This window comes from Megasphaera vaginalis (ex Bordigoni et al. 2020), from assembly GCF_900240295.1.
GTDB lineage: Bacteria > Bacillota > Negativicutes > Veillonellales > Megasphaeraceae > Megasphaera > Megasphaera vaginalis.
Window position 1 is genome coordinate 1 of record NZ_OEQB01000006.1, and the last position, 22,688, is coordinate 22,688.

Sequence of the window (22,688 nt, forward strand, 5' to 3'; positions counted from 1 at the left end):
CGATTGAAGTAGGACTTCGATTCGCTATTCGGGAAGGCGGCCGTACCGTCGGAGCCGGCGTCGTATCGGAAATCGAAGAATAAGCAGGGAAGCAGTGCCAGAATAAGCGAAAAGCACTTACGTTGTCAAAAGACAACGTAAGTGCTTTTTTTTGTCTTACATTCGGCGGCAATTGACGGGGTAAGTACGCGTTTTACTGATGCAAAAAAAAGCGGGAAAAGGCCTTGTTAAAGGGAAAATAATCCTTGCATAACGGCCGGATTTGTAGTAAACTAATCAAGTACGCAACAGTGGGATAGGTGCGCCTGTCTGCCTGTTCGTATGACAACTATGATATAGGATGTTGCCTGCATGGCAGGGAAACTTCTATGGAGCAGTCTATTCAGTGAAATAGACGTTAGGAGGAATTGAGTAATGGCAAAACAGGAAAGAATCAGAATTCGCCTCAAAGCGTATGATCACAAGACCTTGGATCAGAGCGCGGCGAAAATCGTCGATACGGCGAAACGGACAGGTGCAATGGTATCCGGTCCGATTCCTTTACCGACGGAAAAAAACATTTTCACGATTCTGCGTTCACCACATGTAAACAAGGATTCTCGTGAACAGTTTGAATTGCGCACGCATAAGCGTTTGATCGACATTTTGGAGGCTTCCAATAAGACGGTCGATGCGCTGATGCGGCTGGATCTTCCGGCAGGCGTGGACATTGAAATCAAATTATAGGAGGAGGTGCGATTATGTCTAAAGCTATTTTGGGTAAGAAATTGGGGATGACACAGGTTTTCACAGAAGAAGGCGCTGTCGTTCCCGTAACAGTTGTTGAAGCTTCCCCGAATGTAGTTGTACGCGTTAAGACAGTTGATACAGACGGCTACAATTCCATTCAGCTCGGTTATGGCGAAATAAAAGAAAAACATTTGACCAAACCGGTAAAAGGACAGTTCGACAAAGCAGGTGTAAATCCTGTTAAGTATCTGCGCGAATTCCGTTTGACAGATACGCCGGAATATACGGTAGGCCAAACTCTGGCAGCTGATATTTTCGCAAACGGCGATCTCGTCGACGTAATTGGCACCAGTAAAGGAAAGGGTTTTGCTGGTACGATCAAACGTCACGGTTTTCACCGTGGGCCAATGGGTCACGGCTCCAAGTCTCATCGTGAACCCGGTTCTCTCGGACCCATGACCAGTGGTGGCGGCGGTAAAGTCATCAAAGGTAAGAAACTTCCTGGACAATTGGGCGGTAATCAGGCAACGATTCTTCATCTGTCTGTCGTCAAAGTTGACATGGACAAAAACCTGATTTTGGTCAAAGGCGGCATTCCGGGCCCGAAAGGCAGCCTGGTAATGATTCGTGAAACCGTAAAACCCCAATAGTATTGTCAAACAGGAAGGAGGATATCAATAATGCCAAAAGTAAATACGTATGATATTACCGGCGCACAGACCGGTGAAATGGAATTAAATGAAAGCGTATTTGGCGTTGCAGTCAATGAAGCCGTCATGAGACAGGCCGTACTGCGTCAACTTGCCAATGAACGCTTGGGCACACATGCAACTAAAACCAGAGGCTTAGTTCGCGGCGGCGGCAGAAAGCCTTGGAAACAAAAAGGAACCGGCCGGGCCCGTGTAGGCAGCAGCCGCAGTCCTTTGTGGGTTGGCGGCGGTACCGTTTTCGGTCCTCATCCCCGTTCTTACGAACAGAAAATGCCGCGGAAGGCAAGACGTCTTGCCGTTAAGTCCGCTTTGAGCGACAAAGTGAATACGAATGAATTGTTTATCCTTGATGAAATCAATTTAGCTGCTGCAAAAACCAAAGAAGTTGTAGCCATCGTCAATAACTTTAAGTTTTCCGGAGAAAAAGTTCTCTTTATTACGGACGGCGATGAAGTAATGACGCGTTGTGCGCGCAATGTACAGGGAGTTAAAGCGATTTCTGCGGAAGGTATGAACATCTTCGACTTGCTCCACTATACGAAATTATTCGTCACGAAGAGCGCTGTCGCCAAGATTGAGGAGGTGCTCGCATAATGGATATGCATGATCTCTTGTTAAAACCGGTTATTACCGAAAAATCGACAATGATGATGTCAGACGGTAAATATACCTTTAGAGTGCCGCTCCATGCTAACAAGATCGAGATTCGCAAGGCCGTTGAGAAGATTTTTGACGTAAAAGTTAAAAGTGTAACGACGCTTCGTATAATGGGAAAATACAAACGCATGGGTAAATTCGTAGGTAAACGCCCGGATTACAAAAAAGCTATTGTTACCCTCAAAGACGGCGAAACAATCGAATTCTTTGAAGGCTAAGCATAACGGATAAAAAGGAGGAGGCACTATAATGGCCATAAAATCATTTAAACCGTATTCTGCCGGCCGTCGTTTCATGACTGTTTCGACATTTGATGAAATCACGACGTCCAAGCCGGAAAAATCCTTGCTTTCAAAAGTTACCAGCAAGGGCGGCCGTAACAACAGCGGCAGAATGACGGTTCGTCATCAGGGCGGCGGTCATAAACGCCGTTACCGGTTAATTGATTTCAAACGCACGAAGGATAATATTCCAGCAAAAGTAGCTACTATCGAATATGATCCGAATCGTTCCGCCAATATTGCATTGCTTTTCTATGCAGATGGCGAAAAGAGATATATTATTGCTCCGAACGGGTTGAAGGTTGGCGATACTGTTGTCAGCGGTCCCGAATCGGATATTAAGATCGGCAATGCGTTGCCTTTGGGGAATATTCCTCTCGGTACGCAGGTCCACAATATTGAACTGAAAATCGGCAAAGGTGCACAGCTCGTTCGCTCCGCCGGTTCTTCCGCACAGCTTGTGGCTAAAGAAGGAAATTACGCGCTGCTCCGTCTTCCTTCCGGCGAATTACGTCAGATTCATGTAAACTGCCGTGCTACCATCGGCATTGTCAGCAATACGGATTATGAAAATCTGACAATCGGTAAAGCCGGTCGCTCCCGTTGGCTCGGCATTCGTCCCGGCAACCGCGGCGTTGTTATGAATCCCTGTGATCATCCTCATGGCGGTGGTGAAGGCAAGTCCCCTGTCGGTCGTAAACGTCCGGTTACACCTTGGGGCAAGCCTGCATACGGCGTGAAGACGCGCGATGCTAAAAAAGCTTCCAGCAAGTTTATTGTGAAGAGACGTAAATAAGTTCGGAGAAAGGAGATAGTTAAGTGTCTAGATCCGTTAAAAAGGGCCCATTCGTGGCAGCGCATTTGTTAAAGAAAATCGATGCGATGAATGAAGCAAATGAAAAGAAAGTTGTTAAAACTTGGTCTCGGTCTTCGATGATACTGCCGAGTTTTGTAGGCCATACCATTGCCGTTCATGACGGACGCAAGCATGTGCCTGTATATATTACGGAAGATATGGTAGGCCATAAGCTTGGTGAATTCGCACCGACGCGTACCTTTAAAGGCCACGCCAAAGCCGAAAAAGTAACAGGATAAGGGAGGTAAATATTGATGGAAACAAGAGCTATTACTAAGCATATCCGCATAGCCCCCCGTAAAATCCGAATCGTTGCTAATTTAATTCGGGGTAAAAAAGTCGGCGAAGCCTTTGCTATTTTAAAATTTACGCCGAAAGTGGGATCGCGAGTCGTTGCCAAAACCCTTCGTTCGGCAGTAGCCAATGCGGAACATAATTTTGATATGAACGTTGACAGCTTGTACATCTCGGAAATCTTTGTCGATCAGGATTCGACGATGAAACGTATTCATCCGCGCAGCCGCGGACAGGCTTTCAAAATTTTGAAAAAATCCAGTCATGTGACTGTCGTAGTAAAAGAAAGAGCATAAGGAGGGAAACGTAGTGGGTCAAAAAGTTAATGCCCATGGATTCCGAGTTGGCGTTGTCAAACCTTGGGATGCTAAATGGTATGCTGAAAAAGATTATGCAGCACTCTTGAATGAAGACGTACGGATCCGTGAATTCTTGAAGAAACAGTTGTTCATTGCAGGCGTTTCTCGTATCGAAATCGAACGTTCTGCGAAACGCATCAAATTAGTTATTCATACGGCCAAGCCGGGCATGGTTATCGGTCGCGGCGGCGCCGGCATCGAAGATATCAAAAAAGCCCTTAAAGCGTTTACGGATAAAAATGTTGATGTAAATATCGCTGAAATCAAGCAGGCTGAATTGGATGCCACCTTGGTGGCTGAAAACATTGCCGGACAGCTCGAACGCCGTATCGGCTTCCGCCGTGCCATGAAACAGAGTATCGGTCGCACGATGCGCATGGGCGCCAAGGGCGTTAAAATCATGTGCTCCGGTCGTCTGGGCGGCGCCGAAATCGCTCGTTCCGAAAGCGTTCGCGACGGTTCCATTCCTTTGCATACGATTCGTGCCGATATTGATTACGGTGTGGCGACAGCGCATACGACTTATGGCTGCATCGGCATTAAATGTTGGGTTTACAAAGGGGAAATCTTGCCGGAAGCTAAAAAAGCTCCGCAGAATAAACGCGAAGGGAGTGATCGCTGATGTTAATTCCAAAACGAGTAAAGCATCGTAAACAGTTCCGCGGCCGCATGAAGGGTAAAGCGCAGCGCGGCAATAAAGTTGCTCACGGCGAGTATGGTTTGGTTGCTTTGGAACCGGCTTGGATTACCAATCGGCAGATCGAAGCATCCCGTATTGCCATGACGCGTTATATCAAACGTGGCGGTAAAGTTTGGATTAAAATTTTCCCGGATAAGCCGATTACGGCAAAACCGGCGGAAACTCGTATGGGTTCCGGTAAGGGCTCTCCCGAATACTGGGTAGCCGTTGTCAAACCGGGCCGTATACTTTTTGAAATGGGCGGCGTGAGTCCGGAAATCGCGCGCGAAGCTATGCGTCTTGCCGGTCATAAGCTGCCGATCAAAACGAAGTTTGTCATAAAAGGTCAGGAATTAGGTGGTGAACAAAATGAAGGTTAAAGAAATCCGCGCCCTCAGTGCTGCCGAAATGGATGAAAAGGTAGTCAGTCTTAAAGAAGAATTGTTTAACCTCCGTTTTCAGCATGCAACCGGCCAATTGGAAAATCCGAAGCGCATTGGCGAAGTCAAAAAGACCATTGCCCGCATCAAGACGGTGCAGCGTGAAGCAGAACTGAAAGCGCAAGCGTAAGTATATAATTGGGAATCTGAAAAGGAGGTTGTACGCACAGATGGAAAGAAATGAACGGAAAATTCGTTTAGGTAAAGTTGTCAGCGATAAAATGGACAAGACCGTTGTTGTTGCTGTCGAATATAAAGAGCAGCATGATCTGTACAAGAAGCCGATGATCACAACTGTCAAATTCAAAGCGCATGATGAAAACAACGAATGCCATGTCGGCGATATCGTACGTATTGAAGAAACGCGTCCCTTATCCAGACAGAAACACTGGAGAGTCGTAACAGTCGTAGAAAAAGCTCAGTAAGCTTATATTTTAGGAGGTTAAACCATGATTCAGCAAGAAACTATGTTGAATGTTGCCGATAACACCGGTGCCAAAAAGATTTTGTGCATCCAGGTCATGGGTGGCTCATATCGTAAATATGGCAATATTGGCGATATCATCACTGCGTCTGTTAAAGATGCAACACCCGGCGGCGTTGTCAAGAAGGGCGACGTCATCAAGGCCGTTATCGTTCGTTCTAAAAAAGGATTACGCCGTCCTGATGGTTCTTACATTCGTTTTGACGAAAATGCAGCCGTCGTAATCAATGCAGATAAGAGTCCTAAGGGCACTCGTATTTTTGGGCCCGTTGCCAGAGAGCTGCGTGAAAAAGATTTCATGAAGATCATCTCCTTGGCTCCGGAAGTATTATAAGCAGGGGAGGTGTTCTATAATGGATAAAATGCATGTTAAAACAGGCGATACGGTTATGATCATCGCCGGTAAAGATAAGGGCAAGAAAGGTAAGATCATTGCGGCATATCCGAAGAAAGACCGCGTAGTCGTAGAAGGTCTCAACCAGGTCAAACGCCATACAAAACCGACACAGAACAATCCTCAAGGCGGCATCATTACGAAGGAAGCGCCTATTCATGTTTCCAATGTAATGCTCGTCGATCCCGAAAGCGGCAAACCGACCCGTGTGAAAATGGTTCAGCAAGCCGACGGTACAAAAGTTCGCACTGCCGTAAAGAGCGGCAAAGCTATCTGATAAGAAGGGAGGGCCTTGAGAGTGTCCAGATTAAAAGACAAATACCTTTCCGAAGTAGTGAAAGGATTACAGGAAAAATACAATTATAAAAACGTCATGCAGATTCCGAAAGTCACGAAAGTCGTCATCAATATGGCTGTCGGCGAAGCCGTTACGAATGCCAAGGCTTTGGATGCTGCTGTCAATGACATGACCATCATTTCCGGTCAGAAACCGATCATTACGAAAGCCAAGAAGTCCATTGCCGCATTTAAGATTCGTGAAGGCATGAATCTCGGCTGCAAAGTTACGCTTCGCGGTGAACGCATGTATGAATTTCTCGATAAGCTGATGAACCTGGCATTGCCTCGCGTGCGTGACTTCCACGGCATCAGCGCTACCGGTTTTGACGGCCGCGGCAACTATACGCTCGGTTTGAAGGAACAGCTGATTTTCCCGGAAATCGAATATGATAAAGTTGATAAAGCGCGCGGCATGGATATTACCATTGTTACGACTGCTGTCAGCGACGAAGAAGGCCGCGACATGCTGACCATGATGGGCATGCCTTTCGAAAAGCAATAAGGAGGAAATACATAGATGGCAAAGAAGTCAATGCTTGAACGTGAAAAGAAACGTGAAAAAATGGTTGCCAAATACGCTGCACTCCGGGCTGAATTAAAGGCGAAGGGTGACTATGAAGCTCTTTCCCAGTTACCTGCCAATGCTTCACCGGTGCGTCTGCATAACCGCTGCAAAGTAACGGGCCGTCCGCACGGGTATATGCGGAAATTCGGTATCAGCCGTATTACGTTCCGTGATTTGGCCTACAAGGGGCAGATTCCCGGCGTTCGCAAAGCTAGTTGGTAACTCATTAACGAAGGGAGGTTTTAAATTATGTCAATGTCCGATCCGATTGCGGATATGCTTACCCGCATCCGTAACGCCAATTCGGCATATCACGAAAAAGTGGAAATGCCTGCTTCGACGATGAAAGCCGCTGTGCTGAACATCTTGAAAGAAGAAGGGTTTGTTAAAAATTACGAAGCCGTAAACGAAGGAAAAACGTTGAAGGTCACGTTAAAATATGGTTCTAACAAAGAAAAAGTCATTACCGGCATTAAAAGAATATCGAAACCGGGGCTGCGTGTGTACGCTAAAACGGAAGAGCTTCCCCGCGTTCTCGGCGGCTTAGGTATTGCCGTTATCTCTACATCCCAAGGTGTTATGACAGATAAACGTGCTCGTAAATTAGGTCTGGGCGGAGAAGTTATCGCTTACGTCTGGTAATTATTTGGAGGTGTCAATATGTCTCGTATAGGTAGAATGCCTATTGATATCCCGGCAGGCGTAAACGTAAACCTCGACGGCACAACGATTACCGTCAAAGGTCCTAAGGGTGAACTTACCCGTACGCTCCACCAGGATATGAAGGTTACAATTCAGGACAACGTCATTACGATCGAACGTCCGTCCGAAGATAAAGAACATCGTGCATTGCATGGCTTGACCCGCGCGCTTGTTGCCAACATGGTTACCGGTGTTACGGAAGGTTTCAAAAAGGAATTGGAAATTGTCGGTGTCGGGTACAGAGCGCAGATGAAAGGAAAGAAACTCGCGTTGACGCTCGGTTTCTCCCATCCTTTGGAACTTGACGCTCCCGAAGGTATTTCCGTAGAATGCCCCAGTGCTACGCAGATCATAGTATCTGGCGCCAATAAAGAACATGTCGGCGAATTTGCCGCTAAAATCCGCGGCTATCGCCTCCCTGAACCGTATAAAGGAAAAGGGATTCGCTATGCAGGTGAACATGTACGTCGTAAGGCCGGCAAGGCTGGCACGAAGAAATAATCCCATTTAGTCCACGAAAGGAGTGAATTCCTTGAAATCCAGTAAAAATGCGATTCGCGTTAAACGCCATTGGCGTATACGCAAACATATAACAGGGACTGCCGAACGTCCGCGTTTGAATGTATTCCGCAGCCTTTCCAATATGTACGCTCAGGTCATTGATGATGTAAATGGCGTTACGTTAGTATCAGCCAGCACGCTTGACAAAGAAATTAAAGGGCAGACTGACGTCCGCGGCAATGCGGATGCGGCCAAATTGGTCGGTACGCTGGTTGCCAAACGCGCTATGGAAAAAGGCATTACCACCGTTGTCTTTGACCGCGGCGGTTACGTATATCACGGCCGTGTTGCTGCACTCGCCGAAGCTGCTCGTGAAGCAGGCTTACAATTCTAATCAAGGAGGAAATAACACATGGCAAAAGTTGACCATGCAGGTCTCGAATTACAAGAAAATGTCGTATTCATTAACCGTGTTGCTAAGGTAGTTAAAGGCGGCCGCCGTTTTTCCTTCAGTGCATTGGTTGTTGTCGGTGATGGCAACGGCAGAGTGGGTGCCGGTTTGGGCAAAGCCGGGGAAGTTCCCGAAGCTATTCGCAAAGGCGTTGAAGATGCCAAGAAAAACATGGTAACCGTTTCTTTGAAAAACGGTACAATTCCTTATCAAATCACCGGCGTTTTCGGTGCCGGCAAGGTTCTCTTGAAACCGGCTGCCGAAGGTACCGGCGTTATTGCCGGCGGTCCGGTCCGTTCCGTCCTGGAATTGGTCGGCGTTCGTAACATTCTCACTAAATCCCTCGGCTCTTCCAATCCGAACAATATGGTTCAGGCAACCATTTCCGGCTTGCGTCAATTGAAAGACGTTCGTACAGTTGCCGAACTCCGCGGGAAGACTGTAGAAGAAATTTACGGTTAATAAGGAGGATATACGACATGTCGCAAGTAAAAGTTACACTCGTAAGAAGCTTGGCCGGTCGACCCGCTGATCAGCGTGCGACGGTTGTGGCTCTCGGTCTGCATAAGACCAATTCTCAAGTCGTTAAAGAAGCGACGCCGCAGATCAAAGGCATGCTTCACAAGATAGAGCACTTGATCAAAGTAGAAGAAATCTAAAAAAGGAGGTGCAATGAATTGAAACTTCATGAAATGAGCGTAGTTCCAGGTTCCAAGAAAACTCGCACCCGTGTTGGCCGCGGTATCGGCTCGGGAAACGGTAAGACTGCCGGTAAAGGCATGAAAGGTCAAAATTCCCGCAGTGGCGGCGGTACGCGTCCCGGTTTTGAAGGGGGACAGATGCCGTTATACCGCTTGCTTCCCAAGCGCGGTTTTAAAAATGTCTGGGCTAAAGAATATGCAGAAGTCAATGTTTCTACACTGAATCGTTTTGAAGATGGTGCAACTGTCGATCCGGTAGCGTTAGTAGAAGCGGGTATTTTAAAGAATGTCCGTGACGGCGTTCGCATTTTGGGCAACGGCGATCTTGAAAAGAAACTGACTGTCCAAGCTCAGGGCTTTACCAAAACGGCCCAGGAAAAAATTGAAGCAGCCGGTGGTAAAGTTGAGGTGATCTAAGGTGTTAGAAGGCATCCAGAATGTTCTGAACGTTACGGAATTCCGGAAACGCGCAGTATTCACCTTGATCATGTTTGTTATTTTTCGGCTCGGCGTTCATATCCCGGTGCCGGGCGTAGATTCCACCGTTATTGAAAACTTGTTCAGCAGCGGCAACTTATTCGGCTTGTTGGATCTGTTTTCCGGCGGCGCATTAAGTAAGTTTTCCGTGCTGGCCATGAGTATTACACCGTATATCAATGCGTCTATCATCATGCAGCTCTTGACCTCCGTTGTGCCGAAGTTTGAACAATGGGCCAAAGATAACCAGGACGGGCGCGAAAAGATACAAAAAGTCACGCGCTACGGCACGGTTCTCTTAGGTCTCATCCAAGCGTTTGCCATGAGCTATGCGCTGAAAGTGAACAATGCCTTGGTCAGTAATAGCTGGACGATGGTGATCATGGTAGCGTTGATTCTTACGGCAGGAACCTGTTTCCTGATGTGGCTCGGAGATCAGATTACAGCCGGCGGCATCGGTAACGGCATATCGCTGATCATTTTTGCCGGGATCGTGGCCCGTTTCCCTAATGGCGTGCAGACGATGTATCAATACGTTCAGGCCGGCACCGTCAATGTCTTTCAGGCCTTGTTGTTTGCGCTGATCGCATTGCTGATGATCGTCGTTGTTATTGAAGTTACGCAAGGGCAGCGGCGTGTATCCGTACAGTATGCCAAGCGTGTAGTCGGCCGGAAGATGTATGGCGGACATACGACGCACATCCCTTTAAAGGTTAATCAGGCCGGCGTTATTCCCATCATCTTCGCCTCGTCCGTATTGATGTTCCCGATCACGGTGGCACAATTCGTCCAAAACGAAACGATTCGGGCTGTTGCGGCGTTTTTCGCTTGGGGAACGATGGCAAACACTATCTGTTATGCTTTCTTGATCATTTTCTTCACGTATTTCTACACGGCGATTTCGCTGAATATTCCGCAGTTGACGGAAAATATGCAGAAGTACGGCGGGTTTATTCCCGGTATTCGTCCGGGGCAGCCGACGGCGAAACATATTGACAGAATTATGACGAGAATTACATTAGCAGGTGCTTTCTTCCTTGCTTTTGTCGCCATTCTGCCGAATTTTATCGGCTGGATAACCGGTATTCAAGGTGTCTACTTCGGCGGTACAGCCGTACTGATTGTTGTCGGTGTGGCCATCGATACGATGAAGCAGGCGGAGTCATTGGTGCTTAATAAACAGTATCAAGGCTTTATGAAATAAAGGAGGTAGCTGGATGTACATTCTTTTAATGGGGCCTCCCGGTGCCGGTAAAGGCACACAGGCCGAACGATTAATCGAGAAGTATGGGATTCCGCAGATTTCCACCGGCGATATGTTCCGGGCGGCAGTGAAAGAGCAGACGCCTCTCGGCTTGGAAGCCAAAAAATATATGGACAACGGTCAGCTGGTTCCCGATGCCGTTACCGTCGGAATCGTTAAGGAGCGGCTGGCTAAGGATGATTGTAAGAAAGGGTTTATCCTTGACGGATTTCCTCGTACGACGTCACAGGCGGTTTCTCTCGATGCCATTCTTCGTGATCTGGGCATCAAACTCGACGGCGTTATCAATATCGCCGTTCCCGATGAAGAATTGATCAGGCGGACGACGGGGCGACAGATTTGCCGTTCCTGCGGCGCTACGTATCATTTGACATTTAAGCCTGCCAAGAAGGAAAATGTTTGCGATAAATGCGGCGGTCCTTTATACCAGCGTGACGATGACAAGATGGAAACCGTAAAAAAACGTCTCAGCGTGTATGCCGCACAGACGAAACCGCTCATTGACTACTACAAAAGCTCGAATCTCTACTTGGAAGTCGATGGACAGCAAGGTATGGAGGCTGTGTTTGACGCGATCGTGGCCAGTCTCGAAAAGAGCAAATAAAATGATCATACTGAAATCGAAACGGGAAATCGAATACATCAGGGAAGCCGGACGGATTACGGCGGACGCGCTGGTCTTAATGAGACAGCTCGCCAAGCCGGGCGTCACGACGGCGGAACTTGATCAGCGCTGTGAAGAATATATTCGCAGCCGCGGTGCTTTTCCGAGTTGCAAGGGCTACTACGGGTACCCGGCAACGATTTGTGCCAGTGTAAACGAAGAAGTCGTACACGGCATTCCCGGTCGGCGCAAGTTGAGAGATGGCGACATCATCAGCGTTGACTTGGTAGTAAATAAAGACGGCTATCACGGTGATTCGACGGTAACGATTCCTGTCGGTCGTGTCAAACCTGCCGTCCTGCAGTTGCTGAAGGTGACGGAAGAATGCCTCTATAAGGGCATTCAGCAGGCTGTTGCCGGTAATCATATTGGAGATATCGGTCATGCCGTGCAGTCCTATGCCGAATCCTTCGGATATGGAGTCGTTCGTGACTATGTCGGGCACGGTATCGGAACGGACATGCACGAAGAACCGGAGGTGCCGAATTACGGAACTGCAGATCACGGCGAATTATTGGAAAACGGCATGGTCCTGGCAATTGAACCGATGATTAATATGGGCACGGAAAAAGTTCGTCAGCTGAAAAACGGGTGGACCGTCGTTACGCAGGACAAGCAGTGGGCCGCTCATTTTGAGCATACCATTGCGATTACGGAAAACGGTCCGGAAATCCTGACATTACCGTCGTAATGGAACGGGATCAGATACGGGCAGGTACTGTCGTACAGAGCCTGGCCGGAAAAGATAAAGGTGTCCTGTATGTTGTTGTCGACAGACTGACTTATCCGTATGTGCAAATTGCTGACGGTCGAAAGTACAAATTGGATAGGCCGAAAAAAAAGAACTGCCGGCATCTGAGGATTTTGGGAGCTGTTGAAACAGTTCCTGCCAATTACAGCGACGAATGGATACGGGCCGCCGTCAAGCGGACTGCTGTGGAATTGACCAGGGAGGTATTACATGTCTAAAGAAGATGTCATTGAAGTTGAAGGCATCGTCGTTGAAGCCTTACCGAACGCCATGTTCAAAGTTAAGTTGGAAAACGACCATATTATTTTGGCACACGTTTCCGGAAAAATGCGGATGAACTTTATTCGTATCCTGCCGGGCGATCGCGTCACTATGGAACTGACGCCGTATGATCTGAGCCGTGGCCGTATTACATACCGCTTCAAGTAAGAATTACGCAGGAGGTTAACTATGAAGGTAAAACCGTCAGTAAAGAAAATTTGCGAAAAATGCAAGATTATTAAACGCAAAGGCCGTGTAATGGTTATTTGCGAAAATCCGAAACATAAACAGAAACAAGGTTAATAAACAAGGAGGTGGATGAATAGATGGCACGTATAGCCGGTGTGGATTTACCACGTGATAAACGAGTTGAAGTGGGTTTAACGTATATCTTCGGGATCGGTCTTTCTTCTTCCCAGGAGATTCTTAAGAAAACAGGGATCAGCCCTGATACCCGCGTTCGTGATTTAACGGAAGAGGAAGTACAGAAGATTCGCGAAACGATCGGATCTGACTATAAAGTAGAAGGCGATCTCCGACGTGAAGGCGCTCTTAATATCAAACGCCTGATCGAAGTTAATTCGTATCGCGGCAAGCGGCATCGTTCCGGTCTTCCTGTTCGCGGCCAGCGCACAAAGACCAACGCTCGTACTCGCAAGGGCCCGAGAAAAGCAATTGCCGGTCATAAGAAATAATACTTTTTGAGTAAGGAGGGAAACGATTTTGGCTAAAACTAATGTAAGAAGCAACAAAAGAAAAGAAAAGAAACATGTAGAATCGGGCTCAGCTCATATTCGTTCTACTTTCAATAACACGATCGTTACGATCAGTGATACTCGCGGCAATACACTGTCCTGGGCCAGCGCCGGTGAAATGGGCTTCCGCGGTTCCCGCAAGAGCACTCCTTTTGCAGCACAGATGGCTGCTGAAACGGCTGCCAAGGCTGCGATGGAATATGGGCTGCGTCAAGTGGAAGTATTTGTTAAAGGACCTGGATCCGGACGTGAAGCGGCGATTCGTGCACTGCAGGCTGCAGGTCTTGAAGTAAATGCAATCAAAGATGTTACTCCTATTCCGCATAATGGTTGCCGTCCGCCCAAGCGCAGACGCGTCTGATCTTGAGGACTTACCAACTTGGTTTTGATTCTGGAATGGGAGGATTTTCCAAATGAGTAACGATAACAATTTTAAAGTCAAATCCGTTGAAATTAAAGATGACGGCTGCTATGGAAAATTCGTATGCGAACCTCTCGACAGAGGTTACGGAATCACTTTGGGGAATAGCTTGCGGCGTGTACTTTTATCGTCACTGGAAGGTGTAGCCATTACGTCGATCAAGATCGATGGTGTCCTTCATGAGTTTTCGACGATAACCGGCGTACGTGAAGACGTTTCGGAAATAATTCTGAATCTAAAACAAGTCCGGATGAGATTTACGCGTGACGACATTCAGGAAGCGGATATCACCGTTGATATTTCAGGTGAATCCGAATTTACGGCCGCTTGCCTCAACGTTAACTCAGACATAGAAATTTTAAACCCCGATCTTCATATTGCGACGCTGGATGCGGACGCGCATATTCATATGCAGTGCCACATTGAAAGCGGCAAAGGGTATGTTCCTTCAACAAAGAACAAGAAGGATACCGATTCCATCGGTGTTATTCCTATTGACTCGATTTTCTCTCCGATTTTGCGGGCCAATTATGAAGTAAACGATGTTCGGGTAGGCAACGAAATGGATTATGATTCGTTGGTTTTGGAACTGCAGACCGACGGAAGCATTAAAGCGCATGATGCCGTTGCTTCCGCTGCCGTGCTGATGATGCAGTATCTCGATTGTTTCAAAGGTATTGCAACGGATAGCCGTGTCGATGCTATCAATCAGAAATTTGTCAATCCTGACGGGGAAGAGCCGGAAGAAACGGACGGCCCTGATATTATTGAAGAAAAAATCGACATTTTGCAACTTTCCGTTCGCGCGTCCAATTGCCTGAAACGTGCCAATATTTACACGATCGGCAACTTGATCGGCCACACGGAAGGGGATCTTGCCAAGATTCGCAATCTCGGCAAAAAATCGGTAGATGAGATTATTGAAAAGTTGAAAGACTATGAATTGGATTTGCGGTCCGGTGACGAATAGATCGAGGAGGATGAACGATGGCTTATAGAAAGTTAGGACGTGACAGCTCTGCACGTAGAGCATTACTGCGCAGCATTGTTACCTCTTTATTCCAGCATGAACGTATTGAGACGACGGAAGCCAAAGCGAAAGAACTGCGCAAAATCGCCGATAAAATGCTTACTCTTGCGAAACGCGGTGATTTGCATGCTCGTCGTCAAGTTATGGCGTACATGATGAATGAAGATGTAGTAAAAAAATTATTTGATGAAGTTGCACCGAAATATCAAGATCGCCAAGGCGGTTATACACGCATCATTAAGACCGGCGTGCGTCAAGGTGATGCAGCTCCCATGGTTATTATCGAATTGGTTTGACGCATTGATTCAGTCGGCTTCAAGGTCGCGGCTGAATGGGCCGAAGGCACTGCAGCGTAACTGTTGCAGTGCCTTTTGCATATGTGAGGAGGCTTAGAGAAATGGGTAAAAAAACGGTACTGGCAATTAACTTTTCCGATCAGCGGTATAGTTTGCTTAGCAGTGTTTGCCTTCTGCATCGGGCGGCGCTCAAGCGCGTTCATGAAGAAGATAAGGAAAAACGAGTCGGCGATATTCTGGGCTTATCTGAAGAAGAGATTCAAGCCATTGCGGCGCTGGGACAGGAAACGGACGAAGGCGAAGACGCTGCTATTGATGAAGGAGGCAATCTGCGAGAACCTGTCAAAGAAGAAGCGATTATCCTTTGTCACTTCGAAAACGGTGAAGCAAGGGACTTTCTGGATGCCATTAAAACGAGTCCGGTAAAGTATATTCCGTTGAAAGCCATGTTGACGCCAAACAATATCATTTGGCCTATCCGCATCGTATTACATGAATTGTATGGCGAGTATGAATACTTCAGAAATTTCCGAAACAGCCGAAAGAAATAACAGGAGAAACATGCATGAGACCTACGACGCTGTGTTTTCCCATCGACAGCAGAAACCACATCCTTTTAGGACGAAAGAAACGCGGCTTCGGCGCCGGTAAATGGAACGGCTTTGGCGGCAAGCTGGAACGTGGCGAGACTTTTCGGGCCTGTGCTGTTCGTGAATGCAAAGAAGAAGCTGGACTTCTGATCAAAGAAACGGAGCTGCAGCCTGTGGCTTTCTTGGATTTTCGTTTCAGCGCCGAACCGAGTTTGGATCATATCGGGTATGTCTATTTTGCTTCCCTTTATACGGGAACGCCGCGCGCGTCAGAGGAAATGGAGCCGCAGTGGTTCAGCTATGACCGGATCCCTTTCGAGTCCATGTGGGCCGGAGACCGGATATGGCTGCCGCGGCTTTTACAGGGAGAAAAACTGTCAGGATCCATACTGTTTGACCGGGATAATGAACATGTTGCTGAAATGAAATTGAAGACCGTTGAGACTGTCATTGAAATATAGAAAAAACAGCCGAAAGGCAACCTGCGGGAGGACAGGCTGCCTTTCGGCTGTTTTGTTTTTATCAGATTAGCTGTGAGCATTTTGTGCTGACAGGTAAAGAGGATTTGCGTGATAACGCTCAACTTTCATAGAGACCGGTAGGGTTTTCTGAAAGATTGATGTAAATATTTTTTGCTTGCGTATAATGCTGCAAGATCAGCTTGTCCGTTTCACGGCCGATCCCGGATTGCTTGTAACCGCCGAACGGAGCGCCTGCAGGAATGGCATTATACGTGTTAATCCACATGCGACCGGTTTCAATAGCACGGGCTACGCGGATAGCGCGGTTGATGTCGCGTGTCCACACGGCGCCGCCCAAGCCGTATTCGCTGTCATTTGCCATAGCGATAACGTCGTCTTCCGTCTTGAACTTGAGAATGCAGACGACAGGCCCGAATATTTCTTCACGGGCAATGCGCATATCATTCGTTACGTCGGCGAAAATCGTAGGACGAACGAAATTGCCTTTGTCGAGGCCGTTTTCCATGATCTTTTCACCGCCGCAGACGAGGCGGGCGCCTTCTTTTTTGCCGATTTCAACGTACTCCAGAATCTTATCGACTTGCTGTTTGTAAATTTGAGAACCCATTTGTACGCCCGGTTCCCAAGGCAAGCCGACTTTGACACGATTGAAACGTGCTGCCAATTCGTCAACGAAGCGATCATAAATATCTTCCTGAACGAAGATTCGAGAGCCGGCGCAGCAGACCTGCCCCTGGTTGAAGAGAATACCGAGTTGAGCGCCGTCCATCGCCATATCCCATTTGCAATCATTGAAGAAGATATTGGCCGACTTGCCGCCCAGTTCCAAGGTAGCAGGGATCAGTTTTTCCATGGCCGCTTTATAGACTCCGCGGCCGACTTCCGTCGAGCCGGTAAAGGCCAGCTTCTGTAAGCCCGGATGGTCGAGAAGATATTGACCGGATCCGGACCCGCTGCCGGTAATCACATTAATGACGCCAGGAGGCAGAATGCCTTCAATCAGGCGGATTAATTCAAGAACGCTGAGGGACGTATGACTTGAAGGCTTCAACACCGTCGTACAACCTGAAGCCAAAACAGGCGCCAATTTCCAGGCGGCCATGAGGAAAGGGAAGTTCCAGGGAACGACCTGGCCGACAACGCCGATCGGCTCGCGGAGAACAATGGTCATGGTGTTTTCATTGAGCATCATGGCCCGTCCTTCTTCCGTCCGTAAAGCGCCGGCAAAATAACGGAAATGATCGGCACTTAACGGAATATCGGCATTTTGCGTTTCGCGGAGCGGTTTGCCGTTGTCCAAGGTTTCGACCATTGCCAAATGTTCGGCATTGGCATCAATGATATCGGCGATCTTGAGCAGATAATTCTGCCGTTCAATGGTCGACGTCTTACGCCAGGTTTTCAATGCTTCGTGCGCAGCCTTAACCGCTTTATCAACATCTTCTTTGGTCGCTTCGGCACAGGTCGCCAGCACTTCACCGTTAGACGGATTATATGCCGTAAAGGTTTTGCCGCTGCTGGACGGCACCCACTTGCCGTCGATATAGAGATTATATACATCATTTACATACTGCTTCACAGAGATCACCTTCCTTTTTACATGAAATGCGTAAAATCAAAGCGCTGCCTTAATATCGTTTTCCAACTCTTCCGGCGTCACGCTTGATTCAAATCGTGTAACGACGGTACCGTCACGGCTGACGAGGAATTTCGTGAAGTTCCATTTAACGCCGTTGCCTTCCAGATTTTCCGGATAATGTTCAGCGACGACAGATTTGATCAACTGACCGGATTCCTTTTGAAGTTCATATCCCTTGAAGGGGGCGGCATCGCTCAAATATGTATAGAGCGGATCGGCGTTTTTACCGCGAACATCTATTTTTGCAAAGAGCGGGAACGTGACACCGAAGTTAACCTTGCAGAAGGATTGGATTTCATCGCCGCTGCCAGGTTCTTGAGCCAAGAACTGATTTGACGGGAAACCGAGGATAACGAAGCCCTGATCCTGATACTTTTTGTATAAAGCTTCCAGTCCTTCGTACTGCGGGGTAAAACCGCATTTGCTTGCGGTGTTGACGATTAAGACGACCTTACCCTTGTAATCGCTGAGTGAAACTTCCTGTCCTTGAATAGTTTTTACTTTGAAATCGTAAATCGTTGCCATTGGTATACCCTCCTGAATTTTACAAACTTATTTATCGAATACGAGAACTCGTTCATCGATCGGATCTTTGGCGATCGGATCGGGGACGGCTGTAGGATTGCCGAAAGGCATCTGCGCGATTAATTGCCATTCGGCGGGAACCTGAAATTCGTTCTTAACGGCACCGTCAATCAGCGGATTATAATGCTGCATATTGACGCCTAATCCCAAGTCGGTGAGCGCCGACCAGACGCCGAACTGCATCATGCCGTTTGCCTGCTGAGCCCAGACGGGAAAATTGTCGGCGTAAAGGGGAAATTGTTCCTGCATCGATTTTACAACGGCAGTATTATCAAAATAAAGGATTGTACCGTAAGCGGCGGCGAAGGAATTGATTTTTGCTTCTGTCGTGCCGAAATTTTCGGCCGGTACGATGGCCCGTAACGTATCCATGGCAATCTGCCAGATTTTGTCGTGCTTTTTGCCGAAAGCCACGATGACTTTACCGGACTGCATATTGAAGGCAGATGGAACTTCATGAATAACATCTTGAACTGTTTTTATAATTGCACTTTGGGCAATCGTCACATTTTTATCTAAAGCATAGTTTGTACGGCGTTTTGCAAACGCATCAATAAGAGTTGACATAGTACTCGCCTCCACAGGGAGAAAAAAATTATTAATTAACTTTTGTTATTTGTTATTATAGAACATTATCATTAATAAATCAATACCTATTTACTCTTAATTAGCAATTAATTTACACGGCAAAGAAAAACTTACATATTAAAAAAAACGATTAGTTTCTTTTAAATTTATCAATAGCACTTTATTTATAACAGAAATAACGAAATAGACAGATAAGGTGGCGGAAAGCGGATGAAACGAAGCAGTTACGGTATAATAAGCGTTGCAACTCTTTCTATATGGAGATGACGTTGATATACAGGAATATAAATATTGACCCTTAAGATATTTTATGATTATAATCACTTATAAGTAAGGAGATAATTTGATAAATTAATAATTATTGAAATATAATAAAGGAGGTGAAAATGGATGGGAATATTAAGAAATCTTGCCAAATTATCCATACAAGTATGGCGCCGTATTGACGGTATTGCCTCTACGGAATATATTTGGCATATTTTTATGCGTACTTTTCTTCGGCATGTGCTGGTTTATTTTGACCAATTGGCAGAAAAGAAAATGGACGAATTAATGCGTATGGTCTGTTCAAGCTGATTGAAAGAGTTATGGAAGTGTTGCGCCCCATCAGTCGTTGATGATTCATCAAGGACTGATGGGGCGTTTCGTTAACATACGAATATGACTGAAGAAAAATTGGCTATACTGACAGGTATTCCCAGGCATAAAGGATTGCCGTCAGGGGAAATCGTAAAAATGCTGCATGAAGCGGTGCGTTTAGTCATGAAGAAGGATATTGTCTGGGCGTATTCTGCATGGAACAGGTGTATATTTTCCAGTTTGTATGATGACACATATAAAAAAGAAAACGGATGGGAATAGCCGTAAAGGGTTCATTATATGTAATAAAAATACAGGGACAAAAACTATCTGTTTTGTTGTATATGCAATATACTTTGGCAGACGCGTGTAGTATAGTATGCATAAAGAATCTTGATAGTATTACTTGTTGTTAGGGGGTAGTCGTATGGCAAAGAAGGTTACAGAAAAAGTTACTTGGGTCGGAAAGATTGATTGGGAGCTTGCTCGGTTTCATGGGGATGAGTATTCGACGGATAAGGGCTCGTCATATAATTCATACCTGATTCGCGATCAGAAAACCGTTTTGATGGATACGGTTTGGAAACCGTTCGACAAAGAGTTTGTTGAAAATTTGAAAGCGGAAATAGACTTGAATGACATCGATTATATTGTCATGAACCACAGTGAAAGCGATCACAGCGGCGCCTTGCCGTTACTGATGAAAGAAATCCCCCATACGCCGATTTACTGCACGGCGAAGGGTGAAGCAATCATTCGCGGTCATTATCATCAGGATTGGAATTTTGTCAATGTCAAGACCGGCGATACGCTGGATCTCGGGGAAAGCCGCCTGGTTTTCATCGAAGCGACGATGCTCCATTGGCCTGATACGATGTTTACGTATATGACCGGTGAAAATATTCTTTTCAGTAATGACGGATTCGGGCAGCATTATGCCAGTGAGTTGTTGTTCAATGACAAGGTTGATCAGGCGGAATTGTACCGTGAGGCAATGAAGTATTATGCGAATATTTTGAACCTGTACAGTCCGATGGTAACGAAGAAGATCAAGGAAATTTTGGATATGAATGTGCCCGTGTCTATGATCTGTCCGAGCCACGGCGTCATTTGGCGGGATAATCCGCTGCAGATCGTTGAGGCGTATCAGCAGTGGGCGGCGGCGTACCAGGAAAATCAAGTCACGATCATTTACGATACGATGTGGAATTCGACGCGCCGCATGGCGGAATGTATTGGCGAAGGTATTCGTGAAATTGATCCGTCGATTACGGTTAAGTTGTTTAATTCGGCCAAAGAAGATAAAAACGATATTTGTACGGAAGTATTCAAATCGAAGGCCGTTCTTGTCGGTTCGCCGACGATCAATTACGGGTTCCTGTTTTCCATTGGCGGCATCATTGAAATGATGAAGGGCCTTAAATTCAAGAACAAGAAGGCGGCGGCTTTCGGCAGCTACGGTTGGAGCGGTGATGCGCCGAAGCAAATTACTGAGCTGTTGAAGGGCAGCGGTTTTGCCGTTGTGCAGGAACCGTTGCGGTGCATGTGGGTGCCTGATGATAAGGCAAAGGACTTGTGCCGGCAGTTTGGCAGGGATTTTGCCGCTTCTATATCGGATTGAATCATGGCGAAGGCGGGTTTCGGGCATGGAGCCCGCCTTGCGGCGATTAGCGGAAATGATTTAGCTTGTAATGAGACGTGTCGTCCAGGTCTCTAAAGGCGCAACAAAAAAAGATCTCAGATTTTCCTGAGATCTTTTTTTTCGTTTGGCGGAGTGGGAGAGATTCGAACTCTCGCAAGCCTTACGACCCCTAACGATTTAGCAAACCGTCCTCTTCAGCCTCTTGAGTACCACTCCATATCGGTGCTGACTTTAATAGTTTACACTGGAATAGGAGGTGTTGTCAAGAGAGAAGGGCTTACTTTTCGTTGTCCAATATTTCGTTAATGACGGCTACCTTGCGCTCCATCATATTTGTGTAGCCGGGACGAATATCGGCTTTCAGCATGACTTCTGTCCGGATCCCCTGTTCGGCCAGGGAGAAGGTGGCTTTTTTGACGACGGCCATGACATCGTCCCATTCGCCTTCGATTTCGGTGAACATGGCATTGGTACGGTTCGGGAGTCCTGATTCGCGAATGATTTTTACGATCTGAGAAACGTAAGGCGCATATTCGTCGCCCGTACCGCAGGGTGCAATGCAAACAGCAATAAGTGTGTTCATAATCATACCTCCTCGAGTGTAAACTGCGTTAAACTGATATCTTTAGGCGATGCGTTGTATAAGGCATCGAGAAAAGCAAGTTGAAAAGATCCTGTTCCGGCGGCGTGCCGTTCCGCTTCTCTGCCGGCGAAATTATATGCGGCTGTGCCGCAAAGGGCGGCGATAAATGGTGAAGCGACGGCGCTGTAAACGGCTATGACGCCGCCGAGAGAGCAGCCGCAGCCGGTAATGGATTCCATGAGGGAGGAACCGCCGTAAGAGCAGACCGCTTGCCGGCCGTCCGTGATCAGATCGACAGTGCCGGAAACGGCGACGGCGCCGCCTGTAAAGCGGGCCAGTGAAATTGCTGCCAATCGGGCGGCCTGGACCGTATCCGTCGAGTCCACACCGTGTACGTTTGACGTTTCCGTGCCGCCCGAAAGATTCCATAGGCCTGCGAGGGCAATGATTTCGGAAGCGTTGCCGCGAATTACGGCTGGCGGATAGTTTTTCAACAGCGACAGAAGCTCCGTGCGCAACGAGCCGATGCCGATGGCAACGGGATCCAGGACCCACGGCTTGTGCAGTGCGTGCAGCTTTTGCGCCGCCAGCGGCACGGTTTCCCGGTAGATCGGCAGCAATGTACCGACGTTGATATAAAACGAGGCTCCTGCCTCGGCCAGCGCCTCTGCTTCATCGGGCAGATAGATCATCGCCGCCGTACCGCCTGCGGCAAGTTGGGCATTGGCGACGAAGTTGACGGTTACCGTGTTGGTAATGGATGGCGCCAACGGCTTCAAGGCTCGGACTTTTTCGACGGCGGCGGCAATTTCCTGCCGCATAGTTTCCATTGTATACATATCGTTCATCTCCCTTGGAATGGATACTTTTATTATAATCACATCTGCAGCAGGGGGCAATGGAGATATGAAGATGATGGTTTCGGAAACCGCCCCTCAG

General features: G+C 47.4%; 41 protein-coding genes and 1 tRNA gene. 36 read left to right on the top strand and 6 right to left on the bottom strand.

Annotated elements, in window-relative coordinates; translation table 11 throughout:
* The 34 genes from C0977_RS08150 to C0977_RS08315 all read left to right on the top strand — a co-directional run.
* Positions 1-83 (top strand): hypothetical protein (locus tag C0977_RS08150; RefSeq protein WP_145995089.1); only part of this gene is annotated, 83 nt, incomplete at its 5' end.
* Between the two features lie 331 nt (positions 84-414).
* Positions 415-726, top strand: coding sequence for a 30S ribosomal protein S10 (gene rpsJ, locus C0977_RS08155; RefSeq protein WP_006791160.1), 312 nt, complete (start codon positions 415-417; stop codon positions 724-726).
* Between the two features lie 14 nt (positions 727-740).
* Positions 741-1,379 carry a 50S ribosomal protein L3 gene (rplC, locus tag C0977_RS08160; protein WP_023053320.1) on the top strand — a complete coding sequence of 213 codons (639 nt, stop codon included), beginning with the start codon at positions 741-743 and terminating at the stop codon, positions 1,377-1,379.
* Between the two features lie 30 nt (positions 1,380-1,409).
* Positions 1,410-2,033 carry a 50S ribosomal protein L4 gene (rplD, locus tag C0977_RS08165; protein ID WP_023053342.1) on the top strand — a complete coding sequence of 208 codons (624 nt, stop codon included), beginning with the start codon at positions 1,410-1,412 and terminating at the stop codon, positions 2,031-2,033.
* A complete protein-coding gene (gene rplW, locus C0977_RS08170; protein ID WP_023053343.1) occupies positions 2,033-2,314 on the top strand; it encodes a 50S ribosomal protein L23 in 282 nt (93 codons plus the stop codon). Before rplD ends, rplW begins: the two co-directional genes overlap by 1 nt.
* Positions 2,315-2,345: 31 nt before the next feature.
* Complete coding sequence (gene rplB / locus C0977_RS08175) at positions 2,346-3,173, top strand: 50S ribosomal protein L2 (RefSeq protein WP_023053335.1); 828 nt, start codon at positions 2,346-2,348, stop codon at positions 3,171-3,173.
* Positions 3,174-3,196: 23 nt separating this feature from the next.
* Positions 3,197-3,472, top strand: coding sequence for a 30S ribosomal protein S19 (gene rpsS / locus C0977_RS08180; RefSeq protein WP_023053329.1), 276 nt, complete (start codon positions 3,197-3,199; stop codon positions 3,470-3,472).
* A gap of 15 nt (positions 3,473-3,487) precedes the next feature.
* The gene (gene rplV, locus C0977_RS08185; RefSeq protein ID WP_023053351.1) at positions 3,488-3,823 is read left to right on the top strand and encodes a 50S ribosomal protein L22; all 336 of its coding nucleotides are present in this window, start codon (positions 3,488-3,490) and stop codon (positions 3,821-3,823) included.
* A gap of 13 nt (positions 3,824-3,836) precedes the next feature.
* Positions 3,837-4,508 carry a 30S ribosomal protein S3 gene (gene rpsC, locus C0977_RS08190; RefSeq protein ID WP_023053308.1) on the top strand — a complete coding sequence of 224 codons (672 nt, stop codon included), beginning with the start codon at positions 3,837-3,839 and terminating at the stop codon, positions 4,506-4,508.
* The gene (rplP, locus tag C0977_RS08195) at positions 4,508-4,945 is read left to right on the top strand and encodes a 50S ribosomal protein L16 (RefSeq protein ID WP_023053318.1); all 438 of its coding nucleotides are present in this window, start codon (positions 4,508-4,510) and stop codon (positions 4,943-4,945) included. Before rpsC ends, rplP begins: the two co-directional genes overlap by 1 nt.
* Positions 4,935-5,135, top strand: a complete 201-nt coding sequence (gene rpmC / locus C0977_RS08200; protein ID WP_023053323.1) for a 50S ribosomal protein L29 — start codon at positions 4,935-4,937, stop codon at positions 5,133-5,135. The genes rplP and rpmC overlap by 11 nt, the downstream gene beginning before the upstream one ends.
* A gap of 40 nt (positions 5,136-5,175) precedes the next feature.
* Positions 5,176-5,430: a 30S ribosomal protein S17 gene (gene rpsQ, locus C0977_RS08205; RefSeq protein WP_023053316.1), complete on the top strand. Its 255-nt coding sequence runs from the start codon at positions 5,176-5,178 to the stop codon at positions 5,428-5,430.
* A 24-nt stretch (positions 5,431-5,454) separates the two neighbouring features.
* Positions 5,455-5,823 carry a 50S ribosomal protein L14 gene (rplN, locus tag C0977_RS08210; RefSeq protein WP_023053325.1) on the top strand — a complete coding sequence of 123 codons (369 nt, stop codon included), beginning with the start codon at positions 5,455-5,457 and terminating at the stop codon, positions 5,821-5,823.
* Positions 5,824-5,851: 28 nt separating this feature from the next.
* Positions 5,852-6,160, top strand: coding sequence for a 50S ribosomal protein L24 (rplX, locus tag C0977_RS08215; protein WP_196806846.1), 309 nt, complete (start codon positions 5,852-5,854; stop codon positions 6,158-6,160).
* A gap of 21 nt (positions 6,161-6,181) precedes the next feature.
* On the top strand, positions 6,182-6,724 hold the full coding sequence (rplE, locus tag C0977_RS08220; protein WP_023053348.1) for a 50S ribosomal protein L5: 543 nt from the start codon (positions 6,182-6,184) through the stop codon (positions 6,722-6,724).
* Positions 6,725-6,739: 15 nt separating this feature from the next.
* Complete coding sequence (gene rpsN, locus C0977_RS08225) at positions 6,740-7,009, top strand: 30S ribosomal protein S14 (protein WP_006943125.1); 270 nt, start codon at positions 6,740-6,742, stop codon at positions 7,007-7,009.
* 27 nt (positions 7,010-7,036) lie between these two features.
* A complete protein-coding gene (rpsH, locus tag C0977_RS08230; RefSeq protein ID WP_023053340.1) occupies positions 7,037-7,429 on the top strand; it encodes a 30S ribosomal protein S8 in 393 nt (130 codons plus the stop codon).
* Positions 7,430-7,447: 18 nt separating this feature from the next.
* On the top strand, positions 7,448-7,990 hold the full coding sequence (gene rplF / locus C0977_RS08235) for a 50S ribosomal protein L6 (protein WP_023053321.1): 543 nt from the start codon (positions 7,448-7,450) through the stop codon (positions 7,988-7,990).
* A 31-nt stretch (positions 7,991-8,021) separates the two neighbouring features.
* Complete coding sequence (gene rplR, locus C0977_RS08240) at positions 8,022-8,384, top strand: 50S ribosomal protein L18 (protein ID WP_023053311.1); 363 nt, start codon at positions 8,022-8,024, stop codon at positions 8,382-8,384.
* A gap of 18 nt (positions 8,385-8,402) precedes the next feature.
* Positions 8,403-8,903: a 30S ribosomal protein S5 gene (gene rpsE, locus C0977_RS08245; RefSeq protein ID WP_023053345.1), complete on the top strand. Its 501-nt coding sequence runs from the start codon at positions 8,403-8,405 to the stop codon at positions 8,901-8,903.
* A 17-nt stretch (positions 8,904-8,920) separates the two neighbouring features.
* On the top strand, positions 8,921-9,100 hold the full coding sequence (gene rpmD / locus C0977_RS08250) for a 50S ribosomal protein L30 (RefSeq protein WP_023053315.1): 180 nt from the start codon (positions 8,921-8,923) through the stop codon (positions 9,098-9,100).
* A gap of 18 nt (positions 9,101-9,118) precedes the next feature.
* Positions 9,119-9,559, top strand: coding sequence for a 50S ribosomal protein L15 (gene rplO, locus C0977_RS08255; RefSeq protein ID WP_023053314.1), 441 nt, complete (start codon positions 9,119-9,121; stop codon positions 9,557-9,559).
* A gap of 1 nt (position 9,560) precedes the next feature.
* Positions 9,561-10,823: a preprotein translocase subunit SecY gene (gene secY / locus C0977_RS08260; RefSeq protein WP_023053328.1), complete on the top strand. Its 1,263-nt coding sequence runs from the start codon at positions 9,561-9,563 to the stop codon at positions 10,821-10,823.
* Between the two features lie 13 nt (positions 10,824-10,836).
* A complete protein-coding gene (locus C0977_RS08265; RefSeq protein WP_023053306.1) occupies positions 10,837-11,487 on the top strand; it encodes an adenylate kinase in 651 nt (216 codons plus the stop codon).
* A 1-nt stretch (position 11,488) separates the two neighbouring features.
* Positions 11,489-12,238 carry a type I methionyl aminopeptidase gene (gene map / locus C0977_RS08270; RefSeq protein WP_101913064.1) on the top strand — a complete coding sequence of 250 codons (750 nt, stop codon included), beginning with the start codon at positions 11,489-11,491 and terminating at the stop codon, positions 12,236-12,238.
* Positions 12,238-12,516 (top strand): KOW domain-containing RNA-binding protein, encoded by a 279-nt coding sequence (locus tag C0977_RS08275; protein ID WP_101913065.1) that lies wholly within the window; start codon positions 12,238-12,240, stop codon positions 12,514-12,516. Before map ends, C0977_RS08275 begins: the two co-directional genes overlap by 1 nt.
* Entirely contained in the window at positions 12,509-12,727 is a 219-nt protein-coding gene (infA, locus tag C0977_RS08280; protein ID WP_023053313.1) for a translation initiation factor IF-1, read from the top strand. The genes C0977_RS08275 and infA overlap by 8 nt, the downstream gene beginning before the upstream one ends.
* A gap of 21 nt (positions 12,728-12,748) precedes the next feature.
* Positions 12,749-12,862: a 50S ribosomal protein L36 gene (rpmJ, locus tag C0977_RS08285; RefSeq protein WP_007391661.1), complete on the top strand. Its 114-nt coding sequence runs from the start codon at positions 12,749-12,751 to the stop codon at positions 12,860-12,862.
* Positions 12,863-12,885: 23 nt separating this feature from the next.
* Positions 12,886-13,254 (top strand): 30S ribosomal protein S13, encoded by a 369-nt coding sequence (gene rpsM, locus C0977_RS08290; protein ID WP_023053339.1) that lies wholly within the window; start codon positions 12,886-12,888, stop codon positions 13,252-13,254.
* A gap of 25 nt (positions 13,255-13,279) precedes the next feature.
* On the top strand, positions 13,280-13,675 hold the full coding sequence (gene rpsK / locus C0977_RS08295; protein ID WP_196806847.1) for a 30S ribosomal protein S11: 396 nt from the start codon (positions 13,280-13,282) through the stop codon (positions 13,673-13,675).
* A gap of 52 nt (positions 13,676-13,727) precedes the next feature.
* Complete coding sequence (locus tag C0977_RS08300) at positions 13,728-14,705, top strand: DNA-directed RNA polymerase subunit alpha (protein ID WP_023053349.1); 978 nt, start codon at positions 13,728-13,730, stop codon at positions 14,703-14,705.
* 17 nt (positions 14,706-14,722) lie between these two features.
* Positions 14,723-15,061 (top strand): 50S ribosomal protein L17, encoded by a 339-nt coding sequence (gene rplQ, locus C0977_RS08305; protein WP_023053331.1) that lies wholly within the window; start codon positions 14,723-14,725, stop codon positions 15,059-15,061.
* Positions 15,062-15,162: 101 nt separating this feature from the next.
* The gene (locus C0977_RS08310; RefSeq protein ID WP_101913066.1) at positions 15,163-15,612 is read left to right on the top strand and encodes a DUF3783 domain-containing protein; all 450 of its coding nucleotides are present in this window, start codon (positions 15,163-15,165) and stop codon (positions 15,610-15,612) included.
* Between the two features lie 14 nt (positions 15,613-15,626).
* A complete protein-coding gene (locus tag C0977_RS08315) occupies positions 15,627-16,112 on the top strand; it encodes an 8-oxo-dGTP diphosphatase (protein WP_101913067.1) in 486 nt (161 codons plus the stop codon).
* A 118-nt stretch (positions 16,113-16,230) separates the two neighbouring features.
* Here the strand turns inward: C0977_RS08315 and C0977_RS08320 are convergent, their stop codons facing one another.
* The 3 genes from C0977_RS08320 to C0977_RS08330 are packed head-to-tail and all read right to left on the bottom strand — an operon-like array spanning position 16,231 to position 18,924.
* Positions 16,231-17,712, bottom strand: coding sequence for an aldehyde dehydrogenase family protein (locus C0977_RS08320; RefSeq protein WP_023053309.1), 1,482 nt, complete (start codon positions 17,710-17,712; stop codon positions 16,231-16,233).
* 36 nt (positions 17,713-17,748) lie between these two features.
* The gene (locus C0977_RS08325) at positions 17,749-18,297 is read right to left on the bottom strand and encodes a glutathione peroxidase (protein WP_101913068.1); all 549 of its coding nucleotides are present in this window, start codon (positions 18,295-18,297) and stop codon (positions 17,749-17,751) included.
* 27 nt (positions 18,298-18,324) lie between these two features.
* Positions 18,325-18,924, bottom strand: a complete 600-nt coding sequence (locus C0977_RS08330) for a nitroreductase family protein (RefSeq protein ID WP_101913069.1) — start codon at positions 18,922-18,924, stop codon at positions 18,325-18,327.
* 411 nt (positions 18,925-19,335) lie between these two features.
* Between C0977_RS08330 and C0977_RS08335 the strand changes: the two genes are divergently transcribed.
* Together C0977_RS08335 and C0977_RS08345 are read left to right on the top strand one after the other, a co-directional pair.
* Positions 19,336-19,521, top strand: a complete 186-nt coding sequence (locus C0977_RS08335; protein ID WP_023053324.1) for a hypothetical protein — start codon at positions 19,336-19,338, stop codon at positions 19,519-19,521.
* A gap of 430 nt (positions 19,522-19,951) precedes the next feature.
* A complete protein-coding gene (locus C0977_RS08345) occupies positions 19,952-21,145 on the top strand; it encodes an anaerobic nitric oxide reductase flavorubredoxin (protein ID WP_101913071.1) in 1,194 nt (397 codons plus the stop codon).
* 146 nt (positions 21,146-21,291) lie between these two features.
* Here the strand turns inward: C0977_RS08345 and C0977_RS08350 are convergent.
* From C0977_RS08350 to thiM, 3 genes are all read right to left on the bottom strand, one after another.
* Positions 21,292-21,382, bottom strand: a tRNA-Ser gene (locus C0977_RS08350).
* Between the two features lie 61 nt (positions 21,383-21,443).
* The gene (locus tag C0977_RS08355; protein ID WP_023053312.1) at positions 21,444-21,749 is read right to left on the bottom strand and encodes an MTH1187 family thiamine-binding protein; all 306 of its coding nucleotides are present in this window, start codon (positions 21,747-21,749) and stop codon (positions 21,444-21,446) included.
* 2 nt (positions 21,750-21,751) lie between these two features.
* Entirely contained in the window at positions 21,752-22,588 is an 837-nt protein-coding gene (gene thiM / locus C0977_RS08360) for a hydroxyethylthiazole kinase (protein WP_101913072.1), read from the bottom strand.
* Positions 22,589-22,688 lie beyond the last annotated feature (100 nt).